General features: G+C 47.3%; 9 protein-coding genes. 6 read left to right on the forward strand and 3 right to left on the reverse strand.

Annotated features, from left to right (window positions below; all coding sequences use genetic code 11):
- Nucleotides 1–155 precede the first annotated feature (155 nt).
- A complete protein-coding gene (locus tag EAF64_RS13470) occupies nt 156–674 on the forward strand; it encodes a hypothetical protein (protein ID WP_129069514.1) in 519 nt (172 codons plus the stop codon).
- A 1,021-nt stretch (nt 675–1,695) separates the two neighbouring features.
- Entirely contained in the window at nt 1,696–2,427 is a 732-nt protein-coding gene (locus EAF64_RS13475; RefSeq protein WP_129069515.1) for a hypothetical protein, read from the forward strand.
- Between the two features lie 163 nt (nt 2,428–2,590).
- On the opposite strand, the gene EAF64_RS13480 is transcribed toward EAF64_RS13475, so the two are convergent.
- Nucleotides 2,591–4,225 (reverse strand): hypothetical protein, encoded by a 1,635-nt coding sequence (locus tag EAF64_RS13480; protein ID WP_129069516.1) that lies wholly within the window; start codon nt 4,223–4,225, stop codon nt 2,591–2,593.
- Nucleotides 4,226–4,452: 227 nt separating this feature from the next.
- On the opposite strand from EAF64_RS13480, the gene EAF64_RS13485 reads away from it, so the two are divergent.
- The 4 genes from EAF64_RS13485 to EAF64_RS13500 all read left to right on the forward strand — a co-directional run bounded on the left by EAF64_RS13485 (nt 4,453) and on the right by EAF64_RS13500 (nt 10,298).
- Nucleotides 4,453–5,250, forward strand: a complete 798-nt coding sequence (locus tag EAF64_RS13485; RefSeq protein WP_129069517.1) for a DUF7537 family lipoprotein — start codon at nt 4,453–4,455, stop codon at nt 5,248–5,250.
- Nucleotides 5,251–5,647: 397 nt separating this feature from the next.
- A complete protein-coding gene (locus tag EAF64_RS13490) occupies nt 5,648–7,201 on the forward strand; it encodes a COG1361 S-layer family protein (RefSeq protein ID WP_227738970.1) in 1,554 nt (517 codons plus the stop codon).
- Between the two features lie 26 nt (nt 7,202–7,227).
- Nucleotides 7,228–9,687, forward strand: coding sequence for an efflux RND transporter permease subunit (locus EAF64_RS13495; RefSeq protein ID WP_129069518.1), 2,460 nt, complete (start codon nt 7,228–7,230; stop codon nt 9,685–9,687).
- On the forward strand, nt 9,684–10,298 hold the full coding sequence (locus tag EAF64_RS13500) for a TetR/AcrR family transcriptional regulator (protein ID WP_129069519.1): 615 nt from the start codon (nt 9,684–9,686) through the stop codon (nt 10,296–10,298). The genes EAF64_RS13495 and EAF64_RS13500 overlap by 4 nt, the downstream gene beginning before the upstream one ends.
- 27 nt (nt 10,299–10,325) lie before the next feature.
- On the opposite strand, the gene EAF64_RS13505 is transcribed toward EAF64_RS13500, so the two are convergent.
- Both EAF64_RS13505 and EAF64_RS13510 read right to left on the reverse strand, forming a co-directional pair.
- Entirely contained in the window at nt 10,326–10,886 is a 561-nt protein-coding gene (locus EAF64_RS13505) for a TetR/AcrR family transcriptional regulator (protein ID WP_193767679.1), read from the reverse strand.
- Nucleotides 10,887–11,600: 714 nt separating this feature from the next.
- Nucleotides 11,601–12,977, reverse strand: a complete 1,377-nt coding sequence (locus EAF64_RS13510; RefSeq protein WP_129069521.1) for a hypothetical protein — start codon at nt 12,975–12,977, stop codon at nt 11,601–11,603.
- Nucleotides 12,978–13,047 lie beyond the last annotated feature (70 nt).

Genomic DNA, 13,047 nt, shown 5'->3' on the forward strand with positions numbered 1-13,047 from the left:
TCATATCTGCATACATATAATTCCATTTGGTGACTAACTATCGGTTACGCTACAAAATGGCTTATATTCTGAGATGATCCAGGTACTGCTCTGGTGAATCACATAATTGAAAAAGTGATCGATAAGTTTTTTATACGCGACAGACATTTACGAATATGAAAAAATCGCGGCGTGGGTTTTTGACTACATTTGTTACAGGAGCAGGCACTATGCTTGCGGGCTGTGTAAGTGATGAAACTAATTCAAGTACAGTGGATAGTAGAGGTGAAGATACGCAGGGTAGTGCCACTGTGGGTAGATATGGATCAGAGACGGGGCCTGAGTCTGAATTAGGTGTGTTGGCCAACGAGTCAGTAACGATTGAAGAAGGTAATTACATTGCGTACGATTTTACAATTAACTCTAAAACCATATTTAACTATAAGATAGACGTCGAAAATGATGTTCGAGTAGATATTTTTGTGATTTCAACCAGTGGGTTTGTTCGATATAAAAAAGATCAGTTTATCGAACCGATTGCTACCACCGAAGACACCGATGATGATTCGGGCGAGTTTGCGATTCCTAAGGGTAATTACTACTTTGTTATTGACCATACTGAGAAACTGGAAGCGGAGCCGCCCGGACAATTTAAATCTGTTCCCGCAGAAGTCAATATCCAGATCGGATACTAAATTCTCCAGCCGTGAAAAGAATAGCGGTGCAACAGATTTGATCCACTGCTCGCCATCTGTATGGTTGCTATGGGCATCACAACATGCAACGCTGGGTTTTTTATTCCTATCGTTAGTTCTGTGCAGGTATGCAGCGACGTGCCCTCCTTGGAACCATCGGAGTTGTCTTTGGATTAGCTGGCTGCTCAGTACGGTCCACAGACGATCAAGGGTCTCGCAATCAAACAAAACCCGGGCGGCCCAAATCAAATACTAGTCATTCGACCAGTACTGATGGGGTAACTGAACCGCCGACAGCAACAATTACTTCAGAATCATCAACAACCACCAGTAGACCAACAAAGACCGCAACGAATACAACCACACCTGAATCAAATTCGGTCAGTCTCCGAATCGGTTATGATGCCCGTTTTCGAAACCAGTTCCATGGCGAAACAGCACCGTCGGGAAAACGGTGGTTGGTTATACGATACACAGCCTACAATTCTGGCAGTGAGGTTATAGCGCTCGCACCAGACGACTTTTCATGGATTGGAAATAAAAATACGGTTGACACTCCAACGGGGCCAGTACCATACACATACCTTGGTAGGAGAGCCTACACTGACTCGGACTCAATATACTCAGGGCAGTCAGTCATTCGTGGAATGACGTTTGCAGTTCCAGAGTCCGCAACGAGCCAGAGCCTCAATCTCGATTATACACCGCCAGCAACCATAGAGTTCTACCCCACAACCTTACCGCACCGGCGAAAATGTCGGCTTGAGGGGTTTAGCTGTCAGGGATTTTGATCAGGGCGCGAGAATATCCCTAACAATCCAGCAAAACGAGATCTCTCGGCGTGTGAGTTAGCCAGTGCCGGACGCTTTCAGAACAGTTCATATATGTCGAATAAACTTGCTACCGTAATGTAATCTGACAAATCAGCGCACAATATGCTGGTTCCCAGTAGCAAAGAATTTTATCACGGATCAATAATTAAGGTCTGATGGATTAGTTAGATCCTCCGTGGGTTACTGCAGTGCCCTGTGATGAATTTGACAAGATCATAATGAGACGACGAGAATACCTACTATTCAGCGGTATGGCTGTTGGCTCTGTTGGGTGCATGGAGTACGGAGATCCTGTCGCAACTCTCCACCCACAGTCAAGCACCGGTTCCATGGATACGTATGCAAATCTCAAGACTGAACGGCTGATCACTGCGGGGTCACTCATAGGCGAGGTCCCGTGGGCATACATAACTGTATCAAGCGGTAGTAAGTATGATCAGGGGTATCTGGAGCTAAGCGTACAATTCTATGATGAGACTCATTCACTCCTTCAGCAGCAGTCACACTCAGTTGCGGTATTCCCCGCAAAAACAGTCTGGACAACCTTTCAGCCAGTGACCACTCCTGACAGAGAAAAAATATCTTCAGTTGAGGCTAATATTGAACGAGCTGAAACGGATATAGATATTACCTCACCAGATGTTGCCAGCATCAGAAAGTCTAGATTAACCGCTGACGCCGGAACAGGTGTCAGCATCTCCGGTACGGTATCTACGGGAACCTATACTGATCGAATTCAGCTGATTGGGTTGGTGTATGATTCACAAAATCGATTCAGAGGGACTGTGGCAACAACATCGGAGAGATTGGAAGACAAGGAACAGTGGGAATTCCATGCATCGAACTCTACGATACGGACGCCAGTTGACCAGCCAGACCCTGACAACTATGAACTTCGGATAGAGCGTCTTGAAGAGTGAGCATGCGTCAGCGGATATATGGAACCCGTAGCCCTGTTCGATTCCCTCTATTGTTGGCTTGGCCAAATCTCCGCTATCAACGATAACGCCAACCAGTTAGCCCACGATCTCGGCGAGGAAGGTTAATCATCTCACGCCAAAAATCATGGGAAGAAGTGTGAGATTAGCTAGTGAGTGACCTCCTTGCAATGATGTATAGTAGAATAGTGAAAATCGCACTACTAAGCGTATACGGTAGAAGTGACACTACATAACCCAGGACCGACTCGACAGGAGAAAATCTCTTTGTTGTGTGCGTTGTTTCGATAGAACCACGCGCTGTTGCCGTCTCTTGTGGCGTAGACGTCGACACTGGTGTTCTATAGCCATTTTTTGTCGTAGTGGATTCAGAAGGAGTTGTTGTTGATACTGTCCTCGTCGGTACATCCGGTGTGGGTTCTGGGGACTTCGGTGGGTCTGTACGAGTGATCTGATACTTTTTAGAATGTTCTGTGCCAGTAATGTCTCGCGCCCGGATCAGGACAGAGGTCGGGTACGAGTTCACCTGAACCGTCTCGTTAAATTGGATCGTATTACTTTCTTCCCCTGACTGAACTGCAATGATATCTGAGAGCGTCCCATCGTTGGATCGAGCTTCGATTTCGACCTGAGAAAACAAGCCCTGATCAATAGTACCCACGACCCTTGCCCTCTGTTCTCCAAGTGCTTGTGTAGTCTTTGTGTTGATCGTTATTTTTGGCTCGACAAAGTTCTCGTATGCAAGCGAGTAATTTGTGGTCACATTATTACCAACGAGGTCAGTCGCCCATAATTTAATACCATTTCCGGCTATTGACGCAGGAAATTCAATGGTGGTTTCATATTCTCTCCGCTGTTGGTATATGTCATTTTCAGAGTAATAGGATTGAAACCCCGTATTATTCCCGGACCCCAATCGTTGTCCGAAGAGAGAAATTCCAACATTGTCTGTCACCCGTATTTCAGCCGCAACCGCGGACTGTTCATATACCGGAGTGACCTCGAGAATTTCTATGTTTGGCGGACGCCTGTCTGAAATGTTCAATATGAAATCATAGGTACGGCGGTTATCATTCGCATCGACCAGATCAATAGACACAAAGTTCGTCCCATTTGTCTGTTTTTTTCTATTTGGGCCAAGCGTCAGTTGCTGCGCAAACGACCCATTAGGATCCTCAATAACGTAGCGTGATCGGTCAGTCTGCCTACCGCTGAACGTGTACTCATAACGGTGTTCGATTATGATTTGTTGCACAGAGCTACGATCGATCAATTGCCCGCGGAGTGCGATTTTGGATGTATTTATCGTATAATTCTGATTTGGTGGTTCAGCGCCTCTCGTAACGAACGGTTCCTCAAAACGGATTCGTGGCGCGATTGCATCTTCAATAATAGTCACAGAGTAAACAGTAGTTATGTTTCCAGTCGAAATGACTGTCACTCGGTGCCCCCCATCACGAAGTTCAAGTGCATTTGTTGCTGAAAAGTTCGTGCTGTTTGGAGAGTATAAATATCGGGTTTGTCCATCAATACGTATAATAACTGATTCGATAGGAGAAGTGGAGCGAATATTCACCGACAGGTCTGGGTCTTCGCCAGTCATGATCCGTGTGCCGTTCTGCACCTCTCTATTGTTTACAGATACGCTGATCCGTGGTTCAGAAAATCCAGACGATTGCGTGGTATTGTTTGCAATTGTGGATTCATTTTCGGCAAGTGACGATACCGCATTGGCACTCCCCGTGCAGCCCAACGCCAATAAAAGTAGGACAGCAGTCACAAGGGTGGTACTCCAAGTGTCGATGGTCCACCTACGATGTCCAACTGGACGGATCAGCGAGGAGCCAGCATCCACGTATGTCTCACTCTTAATTGGCTCTATGATATAAATCACTGCTTCAATTCATTGCTAGAATTTGTACAGATTCAACATCAGCCGACATGCAGTCAACAGTACTGGCAGATTGAGTCACAACACTAATGTGTGGCTTTGGCCATGGCGTAGTCATGAAGAAGCGTCTAGCCGCTCTTATTGGATTGTCCATCCTCATTGCACTTGCCGGTTGCGGTGGGACAACAAGCCCCCAATCATCAATAAACTCTCCATCTGAGCGTGCAGAAAACGGAACAGATCAAACAAGAGTAGTGTACGATGGTGTCCAACTGCCAAATGGCACAACAGCCACCCATATTAACGAGACGCAGGTCCTCGCTACGCAACAAAATCTTTTAGAGAAACAAGATTACCGTATTGGTATTAATCTTACACACGCTATGGCTGGACGGATCGCTAATACGACCACTATCATTGCCAGTAACAGAAGCCAACAGCAGCTGCATGTACAAAGCAATCTACCCGGTCGATCTCTCCGAGAGTACTACACCGCGAATCGGTCATTGTCCCGGATTAAGATTGGAAATGAAACTTCAGTCAGCGAAGATACCGTAGATTCGTTCAGAGTGGTTCATGAACGTGAAGCACGACCAAGGGGTCTGCTGACGGACCTACTAACAGCTGCAGAATTTAGTGCCACAAGTACGAAAACAATCGATGGCCACAACGCAGTCATATATAACGTCACAGGTGTATCTGGGGCCAACTCTTCCCGGTTTCCTCCGATAATGAAAAAATTTAGCGGTTCAATGACGATTGATAATCGCGGCCTCATTCACAACGCTACGCTCTCAACGCTAGGGGTTCGAAATGGGACAGTCGAAGCGATGTTCCAAGAATATCGGACACTCAATTACAGAGGTGTTCGCGTTGAACAGCCAGACTGGGTTCAAAACCAGACGGCGGATTAATCAAAAGGGTCCATTGGTTTCCCTCTACACAAACCAGTGACCCGGTAGCAGGAACTTAATTACAATACACGGTATTTTCAGACAACCAAACTAGTATTTATCAATCCCAGCCCAACTGCGATAACCCAGGACATGGAGACAACCAAAAGTATATTACTTTGAGATGCGGAAGTGAGACTGAATAAATGGTTAGTCACAATGCGGCAAAAATAAGGCTAGTCTGTAGACAAAAAGATGCAGACGGTACAATATATCGTCAAGTATGCCCTACCGTAATTCATAACAATCGATGAGAAATATCATAATTCCGTCTATAACATTTTTATTGCTCATATCACTCGTCGGAATTGTACCCACGGCCGGCGCGGACACTATGTCAGCCTCGCACGACCCAAGTGTGGCCCAGGTTAGTCAGTCATCGGGGCAAGTGATCGGTGAGCCGGATATTTCGATTAGTACAACAGTTGAAGAATTCAGTCCAGGTGCGACATCACAATTCCAACTGTCTTTGACAAACCGCGGCCAAATCAAGCGTGCTGGCCCCTCTCAGTATCAGGACCGCGTCACTACTGCTCGAGGTGTTACTATCGACATTAAAGATCGTAACACACCGTTTGATATATCAACCGGAACAGTTGCGGCAGGTAACGTCCCAACAGGAACGATTCAGACAAGTCCTGTCTCGATTACCATCCCAGACAACGTCGAGCCGGGATCATACACGATTCCAGTCGAGTATGAGTACGACTACACACGGATCGTCTCGTATGATAGCACCGGCGCTGAGTACAATGACTTCACAGAGAGCGTCAGTAGTTCGATCACTATTCGCGTTCGCAATCAAGCACAGTTCGAAGTCGTGGAGCAGGAGACGACAGCACAGATCGGGGACATCAGTGATATTAGTCTCACCGTAGAAAATACGGGTACCCGACCTGCGAGTGATGCGAGTGTAAGTGCATCTTCTCGAAGCGATGAGCTCACGTTTGGAACTGGTTCGGGAAGTTCAACCGCATACGCTGGAAATACGTGGGAACCGAACGAACGCAAAACTGTAAATTACAGTGTAGCGATTGCCGATGATGCAACACAGCGGACCTATACCCTTGATCTAAACGTTGACTACGCCGATGCGGATGGGATTGACCAGACCTCCCGTACACTGAAAGCGGGGGTCCCCACTGTCTCAGCGCAGGAGTTTGACGTCGAGAATATGGAATCCACGCTCCGTGTCGCCAAAGAGGGTCAGTTGGAAGCGACGATCGTGAACCAAGGGCCCCAAAGCGTCAGTGCCCCTGTTGCCACCCTCCAATCAAACAACCAGAACCTCAATATCAACAATCCAGAATTTGCACTCCCCGATCTTGCGCCTGGCGAGCAGGCTAGCGTGAATTATACGGTTGACGTGAGCAGTGCCGCCGACGCTGCTGTCCAGCAATTTAATTTCCAGATTACATACGATAACCAGAACGGCGATCGACGGACGAGTGAACGGATCCAAGCAAATGCTCGCATCAGGCAACAACAGGACCAATTCATTGTTGAGCCAATCAACCGGACAGCAATAGCCGGAGAGGAGGCCACTCTGGATCTCAAGGTAACTAACAACGGCGAGGAGGCTATCGGGAGTATCGAAGGAAAAGCGTTCCTCGATGATCCGCTGAGCAGTGGTGATGATGAGGTGTTCATTGATCGGTTGGAACCTGGAGAAACCACGACTGTCTCAGTTGCGCTCAGTGTGGATAGTGGAGCCCTCCAAAAGACTTATCCGTTCTCAATTGACTTCCAGTATGAAATGCCAGATGGCGATACCGAGGTGTCGAAGACATACAACGTCCCCATCCAAGTCAGGCAGATTGAAAAAGAGGGAGGGCTTCCACTCTCACTGATTGGCGGCATAGCTGTCCTCGTCTTTGGCGCTGGCATTGTCTGGTACACGCGGCGGGAGTAGATTAAATCATCTCTAGCACATAGAACATGGTAGACCATCAGAAGTATATTGAGATAGTCGACGACTGGATCGTCAACCGCGATACGACAGTCGTTGGTATCTTCTTAGTCGTGACATTGTTGCTCTCAGGTGGTCTCGGGATGACGGCTACAGACTCGGGAACGTCGCAATTCACCGAGGGTGTTCCAGCTCAGGAAGCATTCGATGATGTGAATGATAATTTCGAGCGACAGCCCTTCGAACGTGGCACCGGAAGTACAACCCTCATACACAAGAGCAACAATGTCCTCTCGAAGTCTTCTATTCTCGAAATGCTACGGGCTCAACATCGGCTCAAGCAGGACGACTCCCAGAATGTTGTCGGAATCAATAGTGTTGCCCAATCAGTTGCTCTGACTATTGATCCAAACGCCACGACATTGTCTGAACAAATCGAAACGGTTGAGTCCGCTCCGGCATCCATTGTGAAACAGGCGGCAGAGCAGACACTCGAGGAGCGGCCGGGTATCGTTGGATTGCTCAGTAACGACCTCAACAGACAGGAGCCCTCTGCATCAGCAACGATTGCTACTGTTACCCATAGCGTTGAGGGGACGTCCGATTCTGCTGGCACGCAAGGTACATCACCACTAACACCGATTCAGCAGGAGGGCGTATTCATTGTCGGATCAACGGGCGCTGACATTACGGTCTTTGGCAGTGGCTTGATCTCTGCAGAACTCCAGAGCGTCATTAGCGACTCACTGATTCTGGTGATTCCTGCCGCTGTAATTCTCATTCTGTTTTTCCTGATCGTCTCCTATCGCGACCCGTTTGACTTGTTGATCGGATTGATTTGTCTTGGAATGGCGATACTGTGGACGTTTGGTTTCATGGGTTGGGCTGGAATCCCATTTACCCAGATGTTGATCGCCGTCCCACCACTCCTGCTCGCAGTGGGCATTGACTTCGGAATCCACGCCGTCAATCGCTACCGTGAAGAGCGCATTCAGGGAACCGAAATATCTTCCTCGATGCGCATGACAACTGACCAACTTCTCCCAGCTTTCTTTATTGTAACGGGGACGACTGTCCTCGGATTTGCTGCAAATGGTGCGAGCGACCTTGGCCCGATTCGTGATTTTGGATTGGTCGCTGCAGTTGGTATCGTCTTTACGTTCTTGATTTTCGGCATTTTCCTCCCGTCACTGAAGCATTTTATTGACCGCAAAAGAGAGAGGTACAATCTCCCGACATTCAGTATTGCACCGATCGGGTCTGAGGACTCGGTCGTCGGGCGTGTCCTGACTGTTGGTGTGGGTATTGCTCGGCGCACCCCACATGCATTCTTCGTTGTCGTGCTGCTCTCAACAGCTGTGATGGGTGCGTACGGGACAGGAGTTGATACCCGATTCACCACAGAAGACTTTTTGCCGCCAGAAGAGAATCCCGAGTACCTCGACGAGTTGCCGACATCGCTTGCGCCTAACGAGTACACTGTAACTGACAACATAAATTTCTTGGAAGATAACTTTGAGAGCAGTGAATCAGATTCTGTCACAATCTATATGGAAGGGCCGATGCAGCAAGACTACGCATTAGAGTCAATACACAAAGCAAATCAAAACCCACCAGATTCCTTCGTTACTAATGGTCGCAGTGCTAGTGCCACAAGCATCCTAGGTGTCATTAACCAATACGAGCGGCAGTCACCGAAATTCAGGCAACTCGTTCGATCCAATGATATTGACAACAATGGAATTCCGGACAAGAATCTACCGGCAATCTATGACGAGCTTTATTCGTCACCGTATGGCGATGAAGCTCGATCATATTTGACAGATGATTATTCAAGGGCCCGAATCGTTTACTCAGTCAAGTCTGATGCCTCACAGTCAGATATTACCACAGATACACGAGAGTTGGCGAACGATATGCGGTTTGAAGCAACAGCAACTGGCAGCGTTGTTGTCTTGAAGGCCGTCTCAGATGTCATTGCGGAATCTGCGTACATTAGCTTGGCGTTGGCCATACTTGCTTCAGCAATCTTCCTTGTAATTGCGTATTGGATCATAGAACAGCGGCCGAGCCTCGGGATTGCAAATCTGGTGCCGATTCTCGTCACTATTGCAGCACTAGCAGCTACAATGCGGTACCTGGATATCCCGTTCAATGTGCTAACTGGGACAACGCTATCAATCGGGATTGGGCTCGGCATTGACTACTCAGCCCACCTCGTTCATCGGTTCTCAGAGGAGTACAGGGAGGAGACAACTTTGTTTGAGGCCCTCTCAATCGCAGTAAGTGGGACTGGAGGAGCTCTAGCCGGAAGTATGCTCACGACAACTACGGGCACTGGTGTGCTCGTACTCGCGATTACACCAATCCTCGGACAGTTCGGCCTTCTCATTGCCTTGAGTGTACTGTACTCCTTTGTTGCTTCAATCGTTATCCTCCCGACAACATTGGTGGTTTGGGACGAGGCACGAGAAGTGAGTCCGGTATGAATGTTGAGATTCCATTCGAGATTGAATCGACTGGGACAAGCAGACTCATCGTAGAATCGGCATATAAGGCCTTGTTGGAACACGGCTATGCAGACCTCACTATGCAACAAATTGGAGCAGAACTACCCAGGAGTACATCGCTCATATACACATATTATGATAGTAAAGAGGATCTTCTCTTAGATGTGCTGCGACGCCTGCTACAGTGGCTTGAACCAGAGGAACCTATTAGAAACCAAGATTCACATTATCAATTGCTCTCACGTATTGATTATTTGCTGAATCTCACAAGTGGAGAAGCGGAGAGGAGTGGGCTTGTTGCCATTGCTGTGCTGCGAGCAAATACATACCAGAACGATCGGTTTCGGGAGGAGTTTGAGCGAGCAGATACAGTGCATAGGAATCATTTTTCAACACTCATTGAATGGGGAATTGAAGACAATCGATACTGTGAGGTCGATGCAGGACCGGTCGCATCCTACCTCTACTCAACGTTTCTGGGGGAAGTCGTGTTATCAGTCACAGTGCGGGGGAGTGGAGACCTGTCCAGCGTTGAACGCGAGTTGAAACAATATGTTCAATCACGGCTGGTTAAGGACCAGAACCAGTAATGATACATAAACTACACGAACCCAGAGTTACTTTTTGAGATAGGGTAAGAACTGAGATGTCACGATCTCCCTGATAAGTTCAGGATTCGTTCTTGTGTTTGTAGTGTGTATATTTAACAGTCCACCGACAATGACCAGCAGAAGGTGATGTGCTGTCAGTTTGGGATTAACGTCACGGAATTCGTCTTCTTCGATGCCACTATTGATGATTTCGGCGAATAGATTACTTAGCCAGTGGTGAATTTGAGTGAACTGGTCACAATATAGTTGCTTATGTTGAGCCTGAGACTGGATTTCGAGCAAGGCAGTCTGCATTTGTAGGATTTCTTCGCGATCAGTGCGATCAGGCCCGTATAATAATATGTCTACAAGATCCAGCAGTTGTTGCGCTGCTGATGAGCGCTTGTCTACTTGGATAGTCTCTCTGAATTCAAAAAGCAGGTGATTTAAGAATGCCGCTAGAAGATCCTCTTTCGTATCATAATGATAATGCAATACAGCTTTTGACTTGGCAAAGTTATCAGCGATTGATTGGATTGTGAGGCCTGCATAACCATGCTGCTGGATTGCGTCGTAGGTTGCCTCCATGATCTCCTGCTTGGTATCGCTAGATTCGTCATTGTCTCCAGTCATAGAACGATGTGTTATTGATGATTTCCGGTGGTCTTGGGTGAATTTGTTCTGAAATAACTAGACGGTGATACTAGAGCACTTCATCCCATTCGTTTTGAAAGAATTCTCGGTCGTATTTTGCTCGATTGGCGCGGCCAACTTTCTCTCGGAATGATTCGATATCTTCCATCAATGATAGAAATGACTGTTTTCGTCGGTGGTCACCGGCTTCAAGCCGGGGTATAATTCGCTCACACAGGAGGTTGACAGCATCGCTTCGAGCGACAAGATACGGTGCAACTATTCCGAGAAATGTCTGAACGCTGTTTCGGCGACTAATCACAACTTGATACGAATCATATGTCGTCTCTCTCTCAGTGTCTGCACGGTATGCGACATTGTGATCCTCACAAAAATTCGAGAGAAGTTGCATGCTTTCTTTTGCAGAGAGTTTTATCCGGCACTGTACTTGGATGCCGAATCCAATGCGACTGTCTGATCTTTTGGCAACCGAAACTACAATACCAGCGTGATTGTCAACCAGCCCGGCGATGTACGGCATCCGCCAGTCTGAGCATTCAGTCATCGGTATTGCATCACAGTTCTTCCTGTTTAAGTTCACGACTTGCGAATTAGAACATCAGTAGATATTCAGACCTCAAACGTCTTCCGAATCGGTCGCAACACTGTTTATGTACTTGGACGAGATTGGTTTGGAAACAGTCGTTTTCTAGTGAACACCCCCTGACCCAGCTGTGTTCTATCGTGGTCAAGGATATTTATAAACAGCATCTCTGAGTTTCGCAGTTCATGTGGGAGCGTCACATTAGCAGACAGAGACTGTGATTCATTCACCGTAGCAACAACTTCTCTAAGTCTACCTCGATTAAAGACCTGGATGGTGACTTCTGAACCAGGGGCAATGTTTGTGTATCCCTGCACAGTCATTGTTTCATTTTTTATTTTCCGATTCGAAAACACGTATGCAAATCTACGGAAGGCAGTGTAATTTATCGTAGTATTTTCGGTGAACGCGGAACTGGGCGAGTTATACCCGTGACTGCTTCCGAGAGTCAGTGAATACGAACGTGACTTAGTAATTTGAGGTTGAGTCGGAAGAAACACATACGCCGAATCATTGGTTACTGCCATCTCAGATGAGCGCAACGTAACCAGTTCTGAGTTAGCTCTAGTGATCGACAATTCAGCACCGTGGCCGATCAACCCAGATAGATTTGTGCTATATTCCAAATCGCCACCGTCAGCTACTGTTTTATTCCCTACAATTGTCGTATTTATATTGCGCGTGTCAACATACTCCGGGTTCAAGACGCCATCATACCGGATGACAAGATAACTGTCGGAGGGAATCGTGGTATTTCCGTCCAGAGAGATTTGGATGGTATTTGAGCGGGGGACAGAGACATACTCTATAGAATCGTTTAGTGATTTTTCAATGAACCCATCCCTGTTCTCGTCAACCCCAAAGAGCGTGATGTTGCTCCGGTACAGGCCATGCTTCAATAGAGGCTGGACTTCGTATTTGATTGAGACCTGATTTAGTCCACTGATCGATTCATTGATTTCTGGAACGATCGTATGACTTGAGTTTGCGCCCGGGGTCGCTGGGGTGGCGTATGCGATGTTGTTTCCGGCCGGATCATCATGGGTACAGTCCGAGACATTTGATTTCGGAAATTGAATTGCTAACCAGTCTTCGGTCGCAATGTGGTTGACGTTATTGAACTTCGTGTTGTTCACAAGATTGTCCGAACTCGTAAATTGCGCTGGGACTTTCCCAACATTAGCTCCGGATACATTGTAGGTACATAGAGACTGGAGAGTGTTACTTCCAATATCGGAGCTAGTCTCTGCAACCGCTGTCCCAGACCATGCTAAGGTAATCAGAAAAAATAGAACAAGAGTGAACCAGAGTGCTTGTTGAGCGTAGCGTCTCATATGGCGAAGCCTTGCCTGTTTACTATAATAAGCCTTGTGTGGCTGATTGAGCGGTTGCAGATGCCCCACGTGGGCTGTGACATAAGCATGAGCAACCAGAGTTGTCACTGAGTGATTTTTAAAAATCGGGATTATAGAGGAGACGACGTAGTATATATATGGACGGATATAGCCGGCA

Source organism: Halorientalis pallida (assembly GCF_004118325.1).
Lineage (GTDB): Archaea > Halobacteriota > Halobacteria > Halobacteriales > Haloarculaceae > Halorientalis > Halorientalis pallida.

What these genes read in the sequence shown, in the direction of transcription:
- EAF64_RS13470 (WP_129069514.1), top strand. Translation starts at nt 156, where the DNA reads ATGAAAAAATCGCGGCGTGGGTTTTTGACTACATTTGTTACAGGAGCA.
- EAF64_RS13485 (WP_129069517.1), top strand. Translation starts at nt 4,453, where the DNA reads ATGAAGAAGCGTCTAGCCGCTCTTATTGGATTGTCCATCCTCATTGCA.
- EAF64_RS13495 (WP_129069518.1), top strand. Translation starts at nt 7,228, where the DNA reads ATGGTAGACCATCAGAAGTATATTGAGATAGTCGACGACTGGATCGTC.
- EAF64_RS13500 (WP_129069519.1), top strand. Translation starts at nt 9,684, where the DNA reads ATGAATGTTGAGATTCCATTCGAGATTGAATCGACTGGGACAAGCAGA.
- EAF64_RS13505 (WP_193767679.1), bottom strand. Translation starts at nt 10,886, where the DNA reads ATGGAGGCAACCTACGACGCAATCCAGCAGCATGGTTATGCAGGCCTC.